Origin of the sequence: Streptomyces sp. NPDC008238 (genome assembly GCF_042956445.1) — a bacterium.
Classification (GTDB): domain Bacteria; phylum Actinomycetota; class Actinomycetes; order Streptomycetales; family Streptomycetaceae; genus Actinacidiphila.
The window spans coordinates 517,512-533,693 of record NZ_JBIBGK010000001.1; the positions used below are offsets into that span (position 1 = coordinate 517,512).

Consider the following 16,182-nt stretch of genomic DNA (forward strand, 5'->3'; position numbering starts at 1 on the left):
GCGGACGTCGCGGGGGCGAAGACCCGCTGCGCGGCGACGGCCGCGCCCAACTCGGCCGCCGACAGCCCGCCGTGCAGCGGCATGAAGGTGAACGGCTCCCACTCGGCCACCGGCCAGAGGGTGAAGCCGTCCGTGGTTCCGGTCTCCAGCACGGGCTGCACGACGATCACCGCCCGAGTCTGCACCGGCGCGAGGCCGGGCCGCCTCCTGTTTTCCGGCGCCCCGCGCGGCGGACGTCGCGGGGGCGAAGACCCGCTGCGCGGCGACGGCCGCGCCCAACTCGGCCGCCGACAGCCCGCCGTGCAGCGGCATGAAGGTGAACGGCCCCCACTCGGCCACCGGCCAGAGGGTGAAGCCGTCCGTGGTTCCGGTCTCCAGCACGGGCTGCACGACGATCACCGCCCGAGGAAGCGGTCCGGGGCACCCCGGTTGCCTTACTGACCCCTCACCGGCCGTCATGCGCCCATACCTCGGTAGGGGGTGTGGCGGGGTGGGCCCCCCGGCCGAAGGTTGGGGGAGTGCGCCGGCGCGGCGCCGACCCCAGACGAACTTGCGCAGGCCCGCACCAATCGCGCCGGATGGGGGTCCCCCCGGCCGAAGGCTGGGGGAGGGCGGGAGGGTGGGGGCCGCCCCTGCTCCCGGCGCCCCGCGCCGAGCGCCCGCGCGGCGGACCTCACTTCGCCGGGGCGAAGACCCGCTGCGCGGCGACGGCCGCGCCGCCGCGTGCCCATTCCTCGAAGGGCAGCGGACGTACGACGAGGTCGCAGTCGGCCGCCGCACCGAAGGCGTGGTCGGCGAAGGTCTGCCGGATCTGGTCGGCGAACAGGTCGTAGGAGGCCACGCCCTCGCCGGAGATGATGATGCGTTCCGGGCCGATGAGGTTGGCCACCGAGGCCATCGCCAGGCCCATCACGTGCCCCGCCCGGGAGAAGACCGCGCGGACGGCGGTGTTGTCGGCGTGCGCCAGCCGCACCGCCTCCTCCATGGTGAGCGCGGGGTCGCCGGTGGCCTGCCGGGCCTGCTCGGTGATGGCGTGCGTGGAGGCCACCGTCTCGACGCACCCGGTGTTGCCGCAGGTGCAGGTGCGGTCGGTGCCGCCCACCGGCAGGTGGCCCACCTCGCCCGACACCCCGTGCGCCCCCGACACCACCCGGCCGCCGATGGACAGCCCGCAGCCGATGCCCGCGCCGACCGTGACGAGGGCGAACGAGGACAGCCCCACGCCGGCGCCGAACCACTGCTCGGCGACGGTCAGTGCGCGCACGTCGTTCTCGATCACCGCCGGGATGCCGGAGGCCGACTCGACCAGCTGCGCGAGCGGCACGCGGCGCCAGTCGAGGAACGGTGAGTACTGCACGGTGCCGGTCTGCCCGTCCACGTCGCCCGAGATCGTGACGCCGACGCTGTGGACGGCGCCGTCCTCCTCCGCCCCCGCGTCGGTGCGCAGCTGCCCGATGAGCCGGGCGATCGCCAGCACCACGGTCCCGACGTCCCGGGAGTCGAGTGCGGCGCGCCGGGAGGCCAGCGGCCGGGCGGTCAGGTCGGTGAGCACACCGATGAGTTCGTCGCCGGTCACCTTGACGCCGACGAACCGCGCGCGGTCGGCGCGCACGGCCATGGGCGTGGCGGGCCGGCCGCTGGCCCGCTCCCCGGCCGGCCTGCCGAGTTCGGTGATCCAGCCGTCCGCCAGGAGGGGAGTCGCGGCCTTGGTCACCGCGCCCGCCGAGAGTCCCGTGCGCCGCCCGGTCTCGGCCCGGGTGAGGGGGCCGTGGACGAGCAAGGTCTGGAAGACCAGGACGGCGGCGGGGGGCTGGTCGGCGAGGCTCATGTCCCGGACCATACCTTTCCAAGGGAAAGTAAGGAAGGGGCTCGGTCGCACCCACTCATCCCATCTTTTCCAGCAGGGGAGGGGTTGCGGCCCAGGTTTTCCGGTGAAGGTCGTCGGCTCGGCCGGACAGACATCCGATTTTTGCCGCGGAATATGTTGACGGTGGAAGGAAAGCCTGGCTACATTCGCCGCACTCCTCGCCCGGAGCGGACGAAGTGCGCCCGGCCGAGGCGTGCGACCGGAGCCTCCCCCGGTCGCAGCACGTCCGCCCTCGGTGGTGTTCCGGGACGACCGCCACCGAGGGACGCGCCTTGCCTGCCGTACCCCCTGCCCACTCGAAGCGGACGCCGTCGCGCCGGGATGGAGTGCCCCCATGGCCCGTTCAGCTCTACTCGCACGTCTCAGATGGCCCGTGACCCGCAGACGCGGCGGCATGGGCAGGGCCGCCGTGCCCGCGCTCGTCGCCACCGCGCTCGCCACGGCCCTGGCGGTGCCCGCCGCGGCGTCGCCCGCCGCCCCCGCGTCGGCGTCGTCCACGGCGTCGTCCGTCGCCGCCGCGTCCCGGGCCGGGGCCGCCGGCTCCGGGGCCGACCCCGTCGTGGCCGCCAAGCCCTACATGGGCTGGAGCAGCTGGAGTCTGGAGTCGACCAACTTCCCGGGCTACGGCGGCTCCTGGCTCACCGAACCGCACGTGCTGCAACAGGCCGACATCCTGGCCTCGAAGCTGAAGCGGCACGGCTACGAGTACGTCAACGTGGACGCCGGCTGGAACGTCGGCAGCGCGACGAACAAGAGCCTCTCCGACGAGTACGGCCGCCCCGTCGCGGACCCCGTCAAGTTCCCGCACGGCATGAAGTGGCTCGGCGACCAGTTGCACGCCAAGGGCCTGAAGTTCGGGCTCTACCTGGCCGTCGGCCTGTACATCGACACGTACAACGACGGCAGGACGCCGATCCACGGCGCGCCGGGGTGCACGACCAAGGACATCGTCTACCCCGACCTCCGCAAGACCAGCGGCTGGGACAACGTCTCCTACCAGCTGAACTTCGCCAGCCCGTGCACCGAGAAGTACATCCAGTCCGTGGCCGACGAACTGGCCGGCTGGGGAGTGGACTTCCTGAAGATCGACGGTGTCGGCCCCGGCTCCAACCAGGGTGACGCGGCGCACGACAACGTCCCCGACATCAAGACCTGGCACGCCGCGCTGGAGCGGACCGGCCGGCCCATCCAGTTCATCCTGTCCTGGTCGCTCAGCCACGACAAGGTGGACGTCTGGAAGGAGAACTCCAACGGCTGGCGCGTGGACACCGACGTCGAGTGCTACTGCGACACCCTGGTGACCTGGAACAACTCGGTCAAGCAGCGGTGGAACGACGTCGTCCCCTGGATCGACGACGCCGGGCCCGGGCACTGGAACAACCTCGACTCCCTCGACGTCGGCGCCGGCCCGCTCGACGGCCTCAACGAGGTCGAGCGGCAGAGCCACATGACGCTGTGGGCCATCGAGAGCGCGCCGCTCTACATCGGCGACGACCTCACCAAGCTCGACGCGTACGGCCTGTCGCTGCTCACCAACGACGAGGTCATCGCCGTCGACCAGGCCGGCAACCCCGCCAGGCCGCTCAGCCAGGACACCCCGCAGCAGGTCTGGTACGCCCGCAACGCCGACGGCAGCTACACGGTGGCCCTGTTCAACCTCGGCAAGGGGTACTCCGACGTCACCGCCGACTGGAGCGAGCTGGGCATCAGCGGCAAGCCCGCCGTCCGCGACCTGTGGAGCCGCAGGAACCTCGGCAAGGTCGACGGCGGCTTCACCGACAACCTGCCCCCGCACGGCTCCCGGCTGCTGCGCGTCACCCCGGCGAACGTGACCGGCAGGCCCGGCGTGCCGCTCGGCGTCCACGCCACCGCCGCCACGGCCGGCAGCGTCTCGCTCGCCTGGGACGAGGTGAACACCGGTACCGCCACCACCGGCTACGACGTGTACGCCGACGGCGCCAAGGTCGCCACCGTGGACGGCACCTCCGCCACCGTCACCGGCCTGCACGCCGCCACCGGCCACGCGTTCACCGTGGCCGCCCACGACGCCCGGGGCCGCACGTCCGCACCGAGCAACGCCTTCTCCGTCACCACCCCCGCCGCCGCAGGACCCACCGCCTACGAGGCGGAGGCCTCCGGGAACCCGCGTACCGGCAACGCGAGCGTCAGCGACTGCTCGGCGTGCTCCGGCGGCAAGAAGGTCGGCAACCTGGGCGTCGACGCCTCCGTGACGATCAAGGACGTGACGGCGCCGAAGGACGGCACCTACCTGATGAAGCTGGACTTCACCGACGGCTCCTCGGGCCGCACCGCCGTGGTCACCGTCAACGGCACCGCCTTCCAGCTGCCATTGCACGGCGGCAACGACAACGACTGGGGCCGCCCGCGCTCGGTCACCGTGCCCGTCCGACTGAAGGCGGGCGCCAACACGATCGCCTTCGGCAACCCGTCCGACTACGTGTCCGACGTCGACCGGATCACCGTCTGACCGGCGGTCAGGGCGGCAGCGGACACCGTCCCGGCCGCCCTGACCGCCCCAGCCCTGACCAACCCAGCCCTGCCAACCGCTCGACCCGCCCCACCCGTTCGACCCGACGCACGTGAAGGAGAGTGCCGTGGTGGTCACATCGCAGGACAACCACACGACGCCGGTGGCACCACCGTCCGGCGCAGCCGGTGCGGGGGCCACCACGGCCTCTTCGACCCCGAGGGCCCGCGGACCCCTGAAGGTCCGCAAGGACACCGGCCGCCGCCGGCCCCGGCGCGCGACCGCGACCCGGTCGGCGGCGGCCCGGCGGCGGGACCTGCCGGTCGCGCTGCTGCTGATCCTGCCCGCCGTCGTCGGGTTCGCGATCTTCTACGCCTACCCGACCCTGCGCGGCATCTACCTGGGCTTCACCGAGTTCCACGTCCTCACCCCGCCGCGCTGGGTGGGACTGGCCAACTTCCACGAGATGTTCGGGGACGGGGTCTTCTGGCACTCGCTCCTCGTCACCCTCTGGTTCGTCGTCCTGTCCGTCGTCTTCGGCACCCTGGTCTCCCTGGTGACCGCGGTGGTCCTGCACCGCGTCACCGACTCCTCCGCGCTGCGCGGCGTGATGCTGCTCCCGTTTCTGATCTCCAACGTGATCGCCGCGCTGGTGTGGCAGTGGATGCTCGACCCGCACCTCGGGGTCATCAACATCGTGCTCGACCACGTCATCGGCCACCCGGTCCTCTTCCTCGGCAGCGGCCCGTGGGCGATCCCCTCGCTCGCCGCGATCAGCGTCTGGAAGTGGATGGGCTACTACTCCCTGCTGATCTTCGCGGGGCTGCAGACCATCCCGTCCACCATCTACGAGGCCGGCCGGGTGGACGGCGCGAGCGAGTTCCAGATGTTCCGCCGCCTCACCGTGCCGCTGCTGCGGCCGATCCTCGTGATGGTGGTCGTCCTGACGGTGATCAACGCCTTCCAGGTCTTCGACATCGTCGCCGTCACCACCAGGGGCGGCCCCGCGAACGCCTCGAACGTGCTGCAGATGTACATCTACGACAAGGCCTTCCGCCAGTTCGACTTCGGCTACGCGGCGACCATGTCGCTGGCCCTGTTCGTCCTGCTCATCACGGTCACCTTCACCCAGCTCCGGCTCGCGCGGGCCGACGAATCCGACCTGAACTGAAGGAGGCCCCCGATGACGCTCCCCCTCGCGCCCCGTACGACGAGCGTGCGGCGCCCCCGCACCCGCAGGGCGACCCCCGGCAGGATCGTGGCCTGGGCCTACCTCGGCCTCGTCGCGCTGGTCACCCTCTTCCCCTTCTACTGGATCCTGCGCACCGCGCTGTCCAACAACTACCGGCTGGCCACCGACCCCTCCTCGCCGCTGCCGGTCGGTTTCACCTTCGGCGCCTTCAAGCGGGCGCTGGGCCTGGCCTCCCTCGCCGAGGCCCAGGCCCAGGGCGGCTCGGGCGCCTCCCTCGACATCGCGCTCTACCTGCGCAACTCGCTGATCTACGCGTCGGTGCAGACCGTGCTCATCGTGCTGTTCTCCGCCTGCGCGGCCTACGCCTTCGCGCGCCTGCACTGGCGCGGCCGCAACCTGGTGTTCGGCGTCCTCATCAGCGCGCTGATGGTGCCGAGCGTCTTCACGCTGCTGCCGAACTTCGTCTTCATCAAGGACGTCGGACTCACCAACACCTTCGCCGGCCTCATCCTGCCCGGCGGGCTCTTCCAGGCCTTCACGGTGTTCTTCCTGCGGCAGTTCATGCTCGGCCTGAGCAGCGAGATCGAGGAGGCCGCGATCATCGACGGCGCGGGCCCGCTGCGGATCTTCTACCGCATCATCCTGCCGATGTCGGCGGCGCCGATCGCGACCGTGTCACTGCTGATGTTCGTCAACGCCTGGAACGACTACATGTGGCCGCTGCTGGTCACCAACGACCCCGGTGTGCAGCCGCTGACGCTCGCCCTCGGCGTGTTCAAGCAGTCCTCGCCGCAGGCCGCGCCCGACTGGGCGGGGCTGATGGCCGCCGCCCTCATCGCGGCGCTGCCGATGCTGCTGCTGTTCCTCGCCTTCGGCAAGCGGATCGTCAACTCCATCGGCTTCTCCGGGCTCAAGTGAGCGCGCCCGCGCACCAGGACGGCACCCCATGAACCCCACTGACCTGCTGCTCGGCTGGCCCGCGCCCGCGGCCGGCTGGAACGAGGCCGCACCGGTCGGCAACGGCCGGCTCGGCGCGATGGTCTTCGGCGGCGCCCACCGCGCCCGGATCCAGATCAACGACTCCACCGTGTGGTCCGGCACCCCCGGCGGCCCGGCGAAGGCGCTCGCCGACGTCCTCGCCGCCGGGGCCGGCCCGGAGCGCCTCGCGGAGGTGCGTGACGCGCTCCGTGCCGGGGACCCGCACCGCGCCGAGGACCTCCTGATGGCCTTCGAGGGCCCGTACAGCCAGGAGTACCTGCCCTACGCCGACCTGTGGCTGACGGTGTCCGGCGCCCAGGACGCCACCTACCGGGGCCGCACCCTCAACCTCGACAGCGGCGTCGCCGAGGACGCCTTCGAGTTGCGCTCCGGCACCTCGGTCGCCCGCCGGACCTGGGCCGACGCCACCACCGGGACGCTGTGCACCGACATGACGGCGCGGGGCGGCACCGTGGACCTGCGCCTGGAGCTCACCACCCCGCTGCGGGAGGTGCACCGCGCCGCCGGCCCCGAGGGGGTCGTCCTCGGTGTGGAGATCCCCGTCGACGGGGCCCCCGCCCACGAACCGGACGTCCCGGAGCCGCTGCGGTACGCGGACGGCCCCGTCGACGGCTACGACCCCTTCGGCGCGCTCGCCCTGCGCGTGGCCACCGACGGAGAGCTCACCGCTGACGGGGGAGCGCTCCGTGTCACCGGCGCCACCCACCTCCTGGCCGTCGTGGCGAGCTCCACCGAGGCGCTGCGCCACTGGCGCGGCCTCGACACCCCGAACGGCCGGCCCGCGCACCTCGACGCCGCCGCCGACAGCGCCGCCCGCGCCGCGCAACGCGGCACCGACGACCTGCTCAAGGCCCACGAGACCGACCTGCGCGCCCTCCTCGGCGGCACCTCGCTGCGCATCGGACCGCGCCGCACCGGTACCCACGACGTGGCCCGCGACATCCTCTCGGGCGAGGACGAACTCCTCACCGCCACCGTGCTGTTCCAGTTCGGCCGCCACCTGCTGGCCGCCGCCTCCCGCCCGCAGGCCGGACCGCCCGCCAATCTCCAGGGCATCTGGAACGCCGACCTGCGCCCCGCCTGGTCGTCCAACTACACGATCAACATCAACACCCAGATGAACTACTGGGGCGCCGAGGCCGCGGGCCTCGGCCCCTGCCACGAGCCGCTGTTCGACCTCCTCGACCGCGTCGCCGCACACGGCCGGGACGTCGCCCGGCAGCTGTACGGCGCCCGCGGCTGGGTCGCCCACCACAACACCGACATGTGGGGCTGGGCGCTGCCCGTCGGCATGGGCCACGGCGCCGCGTCCTGGGCGATCTGGCAGATGGGCGGCGCCTGGCTCGTCCAGCACCTGTGGGACCACTGGGAGTTCAGCCAGGACACCGCGTTCCTGCGCGAACGCGCCTGGCCGCTGCTCAGCGGCTGCGCCGAGTTCCTCCTCGACTGGCTGGTCGACGACGGCACGGGCAGCGGCCGGCTGGACACCCTCCCCTCCACCTCGCCCGAGAACCTCTACCTCACCGCCGGCGGCTCCACGGCCTCGCTCACCCGCTCCGCCACCATGGACACCGCACTCACCCGGGCCGTCCTGGAACGCACCCTGCGCGTCGCCGCGCTCCTCGGCGTCGACACCCCGCTGACCGGCCGTATCGCCGCCACCCTGCCGCGGCTGCGACCCCTGCGGATCGCCCCGGACGGCCGGCTCCAGGAGTGGGACGACGACCTCCCCGAGCACGACCCCCACCACCGCCACCTCTCCCCGCTGGTCGCCGTCCACCCGCTCGGCCAGGTCGACCCGGACCGCACCCCGGAACTCGCGGCCGCCGCCACGGCACTGCTGGACCGGCGCGGTCCCGGCGCGATGGGCTGGTCATGGGCCTGGAAGACCGCCCTGCGCGCCCGGCTGCGCGACGCCGCGACGGCCCGCACGCTCCTGCTGGAGGCGAGCCGCCCGCTGACCGCCGACCCGGACACCGACGCCCCCGTCGACGGCTCGGAGTGGGGCGGCCTGCTCCCCAACCTGTTCTCCACCCACCCGCCGTTCCAGATCGACGGCAACTACGGCCTCATGGCCGCGGTCACCGAGATGGTGCTGCAGAGCCACGACGGCACCGTCCACCTGCTGCCCGCCCTCCCCGCGCAGTGGACCGAGGGCGACGCCTCCGGCCTGCGCTGCCGCGGCGGCCTGGCGGCCGACCTCACCTGGCAGGACGGCGCCCTCACCGCCGTCACCCTGCGCCGGCACGCCGGCGACGACACCGAGCCGGTGACGGTCCGCCACCGCGACCGCACCGCCCTGGTACGCGTCGTCACCGGCACCGCCGTCACCCTCGACGCCGCCCTCACCCCGTACGAGGAGGCCCGGCCGTGCTGACCGAGGACGACGTCCCCGAACTGTGGGCCTACCGCAGCGCATACCGCGAGCCCGCCGACTTCGACGCCTTCTGGAAGGACACCCTCGACGCCGCCCGCGTCCACGAGCCACGGCTCGAGCTCACCCCGGTCGACACCGGCCTGGAGACCGTGGACGTCTACGACGCGGTCCTCCCCGGCTTCGGCGGTCACCCGGTCCACGGCTGGCTGCGGCTGCCGCGCCACCGCAGCGGACCCCTGCCCGCGGTCGTGCAGTTCCACGGCTACGGCAGCGGACGCGGCGCCCCCGTCGAGGACCTGCTGTGGGCCTCCGCCGGCTACGCCCACCTGCTGGTCGACACCCGCGGGCAGGGCGGAGCCTGGGCGGGCGGCGGCGCCACCGGCGACCCGGTCGGCAGCGGCCCCTCGCACCCCGGGTTCCTCACCCGCGGCATCGAGGACAAGGACACCTACGTCTACCGCCGGGTCTTCACCGACGCCGTCCGCGCCGTCGACGCCCTGCGCACCTCGCCGCACGCCGACCCCGACCGCGTCGCGGTGACCGGCCCCAGCCAGGGCGGCGGCATCGCCCTGGCCGTCGCCGGACTCGTCCCGGACCTCCGCGCCGCCCACTTCCAGGCGCCGTTCCTCTGCGACATCCGGCAGGCCACCCGGCTCACCGGCGAGCAGCCGTACGCCGAACTCGTCGGCTACCTCGCCGCCCGCCGGGACCGGGTCGAGCAGACCTTCCGCACCCTCGGCTACTTCGACGGCCTCGCCTTCGCCCGCCGCGCCACCGCGCCCGCCTGGTTCTCCGCCGGACTGCGCGACGAGGTCTGCCCGCCGGCCACCACCCTCGCCGCCTACCACCGCTACGGCGGGCCGAAGCAGATGCGGCTGTGGGAGTTCAACGGCCACGACGCCGGCGGCCCCGAGGACCTGGTCATGACCCTGAGCGCCTTCCGCGCGCTCCTCAAGACGTCGTCCCACCACCCTCACCAGGAAACGTCCCGAAAGAAGGAATCATGAGAATTCGCAGAGTCGTCGCGCTGGGGGCCACGCTCACCCTCGCCGCGGTGCTGTCCGCCTGCTCCTCCGGCTCGGACTCCGCGGGCGGTTCGAAGACCGTGAACTGGTGGACCTGGGACGACAAGCAGGCCGCCGCGTACAAGACCTGCGCCGCGGACTTCGAGAAGGCCAACCCCGGCACGACCGTCAAGATCTCGCAGTACAACGTCGACGACTACTTCACCAAGCTGACCGCGGGCTTCGTCGCGGGCAACGCCCCCGACGCCTTCCAGAACAGCGTGCAGTTCTTCCAGGCGTACGCGAGCCAGCACCAGCTCCTGCCGATGGACGACTTCATCGCCAAGGACAACTTCGACCTCTCCCGCTTCTCCGTCGGCGTGAACGCCTGGAAGTTCACCGACGGCAAGCAGTACGCGCTGCCGCTGGACTGGGCCGCGGCCGGCCTCTACTACGACCAGGACGCACTCACCAAGGCGGGCTACAGCAAGGCCGACGTCGACTCCGCGACCTGGAACCCCGACGACGGCGGCGAGTTCGGCAAGATGATCGCCCACCTCACGATCGACGAGAAGGGACGCCGCGGCGACGAGCGCGGCTTCGACAAGGCCCACGTCAAGACCTTCGGCTTCGGCCAGATCGCGGCCAAGGACTTCATCGGCCAGACTTCCTGGAGCCCCTTCGCCTCCAGCACCGGGTGGCGGCTCGGCGACAAGGAGAGCTGGCCGACCGTCTTCAACTACGGCGACCCCCGCCTGGTGAAGACACTGAACTGGGCCCGCTCCCTGACGGAGAAGGGCTACGCGCCCAAGCTCGGCGAGTTCACCTCCAGCGTCAGCGACGTCGACCTGCTCTCCTCCCACAAGGTGGCCATGGAGATCGGCGGTTCCTGGTCGGCGTCCACCTTCGCCAAGATCCCCGGCGTCAAGGCCGGCATCGCCGCGCCCCCGTACGGCCCCGACGGCAAGACCCGTGCGGTGATGAGCAACTCCAACGGCAACAACATCTGGGCGGGCACCAAGAACCCCGAGCAGACCTGGAAGTGGGTGTCCTACATGGGCTCCGAGGCCTGCCAGTCCAAGGCGGCGAGCACCGGCTCGTTCTTCCCGTCCATCCCCGCCTCGATGGACGCCGCGACCAAGGCGCTGGCCGCCGACGGCGTCGACCTGTCGGTGTTCACCAGCATGCTGAAGGACAAGGTCCTCTACCCGTCCCCGGTCTACGGCAACGGCGCCGCCGTGCAGGACGCCCTGAACCCGCTCTTCGAGGGCTACTTCGCCGGCCAGAAGGACGACTCCGTCTTCGCGGACATGCAGGACCAGAGCAAGACCCTCCTCGCGAAGAACTGAGCCACCGGAAGCGAACCGACGCACCCGCCGCCGGACGACGCCCCGAACCGGGGCCGTCCGGCGGCGGGGCACACCCGAAAGGAATCCCCCCATGGCAGACAGCACCGCGCGGATCGTCCCGCTGCGCGCGGCCGGCACCGCGTTCGTCGTCGAACTGACCGAGCCGGTGCCCAGGGTGCTCCACTGGGGGGCCGACCTCGGGCCGCTGTCCGCCGCCGACCTCGCCGCCCTCAGCCTGACCGCGGAGCCCGCGGTCCTCAACAACTCCCTCGACACGCCGCGCCGCTTCACCGTCTGGCCCACCGAGGCGGACGGCTGGGCGGGCACCCCCGCGCACCACGGGCACCTCGACGGCGGCGCCGCCGCCCCCCGGCTGACCACGACCGCGACCTCCGTCCGCCAGGACGCCGAGGGCGGCGAACTCAACGTGGCCCTCACCGACGCCGCCGCGGGGCTCGACATCACGATCACCTACCGGCTGGAGCCCTCCGGCGTGCTCGCCGTCCACGGCGAGATCGCCCGGCAGCGGACGGCGGACCCGGCCCCGTACGACCTCGCGCAGGTCACCGCGCTGCTCCCGCTGCCCCGCCGGGCCGGCGAGATCCTCGACTTCACCGGCAAGTGGAGCCGCGAGCGCTCCCCGCAGCGCCGTCCCCTCACCCACGGCACCCACGCCCGCGACGTCCGGCGCGGCAAGCCCGGACTGGACTCGCCGTACCTCGTCGCCGTCGGCGTTCCCGGCTTCGGCTTCCGCGAGGGCGAGGTGTGGGGCCTGCACGTCGCCTGGAGCGGCGACCAGCGCTACCTCGTCGAGCAGCTGCCCGAGGGCGCGGGCGTCCACGCCGCCGTCCTCGGCGGCGGGGAACTGCTGCGCGCCGGCGAGGTCCGGCTCGCGCCGGGCGACACCCACCGCACCCCCGTCTGCCACTACGCCTGGTCCGGCGCCGGGCTCGACGGGCTCGCCGACCGGTTCCACACCCTGCTCCGGGACCGCCCGGTCCACCCGCGCCGCCCGCGCCCGGTCATCCTCAACAGCTGGGAGGCGGTCTACTTCGACCACGACCGGGAACGCCTGCTGCGGCTGGCCGACCGGGCGGCCGAGGTCGGTGTGGAGCGCTTCGTCCTGGACGACGGCTGGTTCCGCGGCCGCCGCTCCGACCGCGCGGGCCTCGGCGACTGGACGGTCGACCGGGAGGTGTGGCCCGCCGGGCTGGCCCCGCTCGCCGACCACGTGCGCTCCCTGGGCATGGAGTTCGGCCTGTGGGTCGAACCCGAGATGGTCAACCTCGACTCGGACCTCGCCCGCGAGCACCCCGACTGGGTCCTCGCACCCACGAGCGGCGCCGGCCCCGCGGCCCGCCAGCAGCACGTCCTCGACCTCTCCCACCCCGGCGTCGCCGCCCACCTGCTGGGGGCGCTGGACGCCCTCGTCGAGGAGTACGGCATCGCCTACCTCAAGTGGGACCACAACCGCGAGGTGCACGAGGCCGTGAGCGGCCCGGCCGACCGCCCCGCGGCGCGCGCCCAGGTCGAGGCGCTCTACCGGCTGCTGGACACCCTCCGGCAGCGCCACCCGGCCCTGGAGATCGAGAGCTGCGCCAGCGGCGGCGGCCGCGTCGACCTCGGCATCCTCGCCAGGACCGACCGCGTGTGGGCCTCGGACTGCAACGACCCGGTGGAACGTCAGTCCATCCAGCGGTGGACGGGACAACTCCTGCCCCCCGAACTCGTCGGCGCCCACGTGGGCCCCACGCCCAGCCACACCACCGCACGCGTCAGCTCCGACACCTTCCGGCTGGCCACCGCGCTCTTCGGCCACCCCGGCATCGAGCAGGACCTCACCCGCTGCACCCCCGAGGAACTGGCCCGGCTCACCGCCTGGACCGCCCTGTACCGGGAACTGCGCCCGCTGCTGCACGGCGGGCGCACCGTCCGCGCCGACCTCCCGGGCGGGGAAACGCTGCTGCACGGCGTCGTCGCCCACGACAGCGCGGCCGCGTTCTACTGCTGGGCCCGGGTGGCGACCTCCCCTGAGGGCCAGGCCGGCCGGGTGCCGCTGCCCGGCCTCGACCCCGCCGCGCGCTACCGCGTGCGCGTCCGCACCGACCTCGGCCTGCCCTCCTTCCACCAGCGAAGCGGCCCGGCCTGGCTCCCGGAGGCGATCGACGACCGCCTCACCCTCCCCGGCGCGCTGCTCTCCGCCGCCGGCCTCCCGATGCCACAACTCGACCCCGAACAGGCTCTGTTGATCGAGGTGTGCCGGGACGCGTGAGCGGTGGGGAAACCCCGGCGGGCTACAGCGTCCCGGCGTCGGGCCAGTGGGACCAGTGGGTGTTCGGGGGAAGCGTCGGCCGGTAGCGGGACGGGTCCCCGGAGTCCACGACCTCGGCCATCATCCGGAACGCCTCGCATCCCGCGGGCGTGACCTCTCCCAGGTCCTCCGGCTGGTGCCATTCGTCCAGCCGCAGCAGTACCGGCAGGTCGCCGGGGACGCCGGCGCGCAGTTCGGCGCCGTCGGCCAGGAAGAGCGCGCGGTGCGCGGGCACCAGCTGACGGAAGACGTCCTCCAGCGGTGTGCCGGCGGGGGCGTCGACCGGAAGCGCCTGCCCGCGCACCCTCACCGGAACCCCTCCGGCGTACACCTCGTCGTCGCCGAGGACGATCTCCTCCATGTTCTCCACCCGGTCGAGGAGGGCGCCGATTCCGGGCTCGCCGACGGTGAGGCAGTTGCCGAACCGGTGGACGACGTCGGTGAGGTTGCCGGCGCGCGGGGAGTACCCCAGCAGTTCGGCGACCATCGCCCAGCGGGTCGTGTCGCCGAACAGATGGATCCGGGTGTCGACCGGGTGGAAGTAGCCGTTCAGCAGATCGGGGAACTCGGCCCGGTCCGCGCACAGGTCGAACTGCCCGAGGACGGAAGAGGTGGTCATCACCCGCCACACGGTAGGGCCGGCCACCGACAGCGGACCGGGCGGCCGAAGCGCCGGCGGGACCCCGCCTACTCCTCCTCGGCGTCACCCGGCGTCGCCGCTCCCTGGCGGCCGAGCCAGTACAGCGCCGTGTCGACGTCCCGGGCGGTCCAGCCGTCCGTGTCGGGGCCGGAGCGGGCGAGGAGGTCGTCGAGGAGGTCCATGTAGCGGCCGTAACGGCCGGGGGCCGGGGTCAGTTGGTAGCCCAGCCGCTCCAGGCCGAACTGCGCGCGGCGGTCGTAGACGGCCATCCGGTCCGGCGCGGCGGCGGTGAGCAGCGCCGAGGCCAGCGCGTCGCCGGTGCGGCAGCCGGGGAGGGGGAGCAGGGCCCTGCGGCCCTCGCGGGCGGCGCCGCCGCGCGGGGTGTGCGGGTCACGGACCGCGCGCACCGCCGCGGCCGTGACGGCCCTGACCTCCGCGTCGCGCAGGTTCATCAGCTCGACGACCCACGCGGTGCTCGCCTGCAGCCGCTTCCACACCACCAGCGCGGCGATGTCCGCCTTGCCCAGGCTGCCGGTGTCCCGGGCCCGCTCCGCGATCTCCGTCAGCACCTCGTCGTACGCGGCCGGGACGGCGGCGCGGTACGCCTCGCGGGCGGCGGTGAGGGTGGACCGTACTCCGTCGGGGAGCGGGGTGAGTGCGGCGGTCGCGGATGGGTTCATGGACCGATCCTGGCCCGTCTCGGCCCGCTCCAGGTGCACTTGACCGCTTGTGATCGGATTCGGTGCGATGTGCCGTCAGGAAGGATCAGATCCAGCCACGTGCGCCGGCCTCCACCCCTGCCTGGAAACGCGTCGTCGCGTCGAGCCGTGCCATGAGGGCGGCGATGCGTCGCGTCGCCGTCCGTGCGCTCAGCCCCAGCTGACGGGCGATCGCCTGGTCCTTGAGACCGGCGCGCAGCATCGTCAGCAGCGCGACCTCCTCGGCGGTGGGACCCTCCTCGCCGGCCGCGGGGGCCGGGGCGCCGATCGGCTCGGCGCGTGCCCAGTACGCCTCGTACAGCTCGATGAGGGCGTCCAGCAGGCCGGAGGGGTGCACGACGGCCAGGCTGTCGTAGACCCCGCCGACCAGCGGGACGAGGGCCACGCGGCGGTCGATGACGTGCAGCTTGAAGGGGAGGCTCGGCAGCATCCGGGCCTGCTCGCCGAGCGCGGCCATCTCCAGCACCGTCTCGAAGCGGCCGGGCCGCTCCATGGACTCCGGGCAGTAGACCGAGCGGATGTCCACGCCGCGGCGCGCCCAGGCGGCGGTCGACGCCTTCTCGGCCTCGTTGGTGTGGGGCAGGCCGTCCGCGCGGTCGAGGTAGGGCGGTTTGTCGAGGATCCAGATGTGCGTGCGCACCGAGCGGTTGAGCTCGTCGATGCGCGGCGCGACGACGTCGCGTCCCGACAGCACCTCCACCAGGCTGCCCGGATCGCTGCGCAGCCGCGCGGCCCGGTACTCCTCGGCGAGGTCGTCGACGACCGACCGCACCCCGGCGAACGCGGCCTCGGTCTCCAGCCGCCGCTGGTCGAGCAGGGCGGTGAGCGCGGTGCCGGGACCCACGGGGCGGTACTCGCCGCTGCCGTCGCGGCGCAGCAGACCGAGCCCGGCCAGCCGGGCGACGGCCCCGCGGACGTGGTCCGGGGGGACCCCGGCGGTCGCGGCGTACTCCTCGGTGCCGAAGCCGGCCCGGGTGAGGAAGGCCCGGTAGACGCCCTCGTCGAACTCGCTGATACCCAGGGCCTGCAGCACGTACGCGCTCCTCGTGATGGCGTGGTCCGCCAGCTGTCCGAAGACGCCACAAGATTATCTGGACATCGACCGGTCGTGGGCCGTTCACTTTTGAATCGTCCCAACACCCCCACCGGGAGCGGCGGTCCGCCGGCCGCCCCCGCGCACCCCGCCGCGCCCGGACGCGCGGTGACGCCCCTGGCCTCTTCCCTTCTGGAGGACCG

Annotated in this window: 11 protein-coding genes; 7 read left to right on the forward strand and 4 right to left on the reverse strand. The window is 73.1% G+C overall.

Going from position 1 to position 16,182, the window contains the following annotated elements:
- Positions 1-673: 673 nt before the first annotated feature.
- Complete coding sequence (locus ACFZAU_RS02395; protein WP_500550699.1) at positions 674-1,828, reverse strand: ROK family protein; 1,155 nt, start codon at positions 1,826-1,828, stop codon at positions 674-676.
- 433 nt (positions 1,829-2,261) lie between these two features.
- On the opposite strand from ACFZAU_RS02395, the gene ACFZAU_RS02400 reads away from it, so the two are divergent.
- The 7 genes from ACFZAU_RS02400 (at position 2,262) to ACFZAU_RS02430 (ending at position 13,548) form a co-directional block, all read left to right on the forward strand.
- Positions 2,262-4,355, forward strand: a complete 2,094-nt coding sequence (locus tag ACFZAU_RS02400; RefSeq protein ID WP_500551108.1) for a fibronectin type III domain-containing protein — start codon at positions 2,262-2,264, stop codon at positions 4,353-4,355.
- A gap of 127 nt (positions 4,356-4,482) precedes the next feature.
- A complete protein-coding gene (locus ACFZAU_RS02405; RefSeq protein WP_500550700.1) occupies positions 4,483-5,526 on the forward strand; it encodes a carbohydrate ABC transporter permease in 1,044 nt (347 codons plus the stop codon).
- A gap of 12 nt (positions 5,527-5,538) precedes the next feature.
- The gene (locus ACFZAU_RS02410; RefSeq protein ID WP_500550701.1) at positions 5,539-6,465 is read left to right on the forward strand and encodes a carbohydrate ABC transporter permease; all 927 of its coding nucleotides are present in this window, start codon (positions 5,539-5,541) and stop codon (positions 6,463-6,465) included.
- A 28-nt stretch (positions 6,466-6,493) separates the two neighbouring features.
- Positions 6,494-8,923, forward strand: a complete 2,430-nt coding sequence (locus ACFZAU_RS02415) for a glycosyl hydrolase family 95 catalytic domain-containing protein (RefSeq protein WP_500550702.1) — start codon at positions 6,494-6,496, stop codon at positions 8,921-8,923.
- Positions 8,917-9,930 carry an acetylxylan esterase gene (locus tag ACFZAU_RS02420; protein ID WP_500550703.1) on the forward strand — a complete coding sequence of 338 codons (1,014 nt, stop codon included), beginning with the start codon at positions 8,917-8,919 and terminating at the stop codon, positions 9,928-9,930. The genes ACFZAU_RS02415 and ACFZAU_RS02420 overlap by 7 nt, the downstream gene beginning before the upstream one ends.
- Positions 9,927-11,276: an ABC transporter substrate-binding protein gene (locus tag ACFZAU_RS02425; protein ID WP_500550704.1), complete on the forward strand. Its 1,350-nt coding sequence runs from the start codon at positions 9,927-9,929 to the stop codon at positions 11,274-11,276. Before ACFZAU_RS02420 ends, ACFZAU_RS02425 begins: the two co-directional genes overlap by 4 nt.
- 91 nt (positions 11,277-11,367) lie before the next feature.
- Positions 11,368-13,548, forward strand: coding sequence for an alpha-galactosidase (locus ACFZAU_RS02430; RefSeq protein ID WP_500550705.1), 2,181 nt, complete (start codon positions 11,368-11,370; stop codon positions 13,546-13,548).
- Between the two features lie 22 nt (positions 13,549-13,570).
- Here ACFZAU_RS02430 and ACFZAU_RS02435 read toward each other — a convergent pair whose 3' ends face one another.
- The 3 genes from ACFZAU_RS02435 to ACFZAU_RS02445 all read right to left on the reverse strand — a co-directional run bounded on the left by ACFZAU_RS02435 (position 13,571) and on the right by ACFZAU_RS02445 (position 15,979).
- The gene (locus ACFZAU_RS02435; protein ID WP_500550706.1) at positions 13,571-14,206 is read right to left on the reverse strand and encodes a DUF7003 family protein; all 636 of its coding nucleotides are present in this window, start codon (positions 14,204-14,206) and stop codon (positions 13,571-13,573) included.
- Between the two features lie 68 nt (positions 14,207-14,274).
- Positions 14,275-14,907, reverse strand: coding sequence for a hypothetical protein (locus ACFZAU_RS02440; protein WP_500550707.1), 633 nt, complete (start codon positions 14,905-14,907; stop codon positions 14,275-14,277).
- Positions 14,908-14,992: 85 nt separating this feature from the next.
- Positions 14,993-15,979, reverse strand: coding sequence for a LuxR C-terminal-related transcriptional regulator (locus ACFZAU_RS02445; RefSeq protein WP_500550708.1), 987 nt, complete (start codon positions 15,977-15,979; stop codon positions 14,993-14,995).
- Positions 15,980-16,182: the final 203 nt, after the last annotated feature.

Excerpts from the sequence above, each read along its gene's own strand:
- ACFZAU_RS02440 (WP_500550707.1), bottom strand. The coding sequence starts at position 14,907 with ATGAACCCATCCGCGACCGCCGCACTCACCCCGCTCCCCGACGGAGTA.
- ACFZAU_RS02415 (WP_500550702.1), top strand. The coding sequence starts at position 6,494 with ATGAACCCCACTGACCTGCTGCTCGGCTGGCCCGCGCCCGCGGCCGGC.
- ACFZAU_RS02430 (WP_500550705.1), top strand. The coding sequence starts at position 11,368 with ATGGCAGACAGCACCGCGCGGATCGTCCCGCTGCGCGCGGCCGGCACC.
- ACFZAU_RS02395 (WP_500550699.1), bottom strand. The coding sequence starts at position 1,828 with ATGAGCCTCGCCGACCAGCCCCCCGCCGCCGTCCTGGTCTTCCAGACC.
- ACFZAU_RS02400 (WP_500551108.1), top strand. The coding sequence starts at position 2,262 with ATGGGCAGGGCCGCCGTGCCCGCGCTCGTCGCCACCGCGCTCGCCACG.
- ACFZAU_RS02410 (WP_500550701.1), top strand. The coding sequence starts at position 5,539 with ATGACGCTCCCCCTCGCGCCCCGTACGACGAGCGTGCGGCGCCCCCGC.
- ACFZAU_RS02435 (WP_500550706.1), bottom strand. The coding sequence starts at position 14,206 with ATGACCACCTCTTCCGTCCTCGGGCAGTTCGACCTGTGCGCGGACCGG.
- ACFZAU_RS02425 (WP_500550704.1), top strand. The coding sequence starts at position 9,927 with ATGAGAATTCGCAGAGTCGTCGCGCTGGGGGCCACGCTCACCCTCGCC.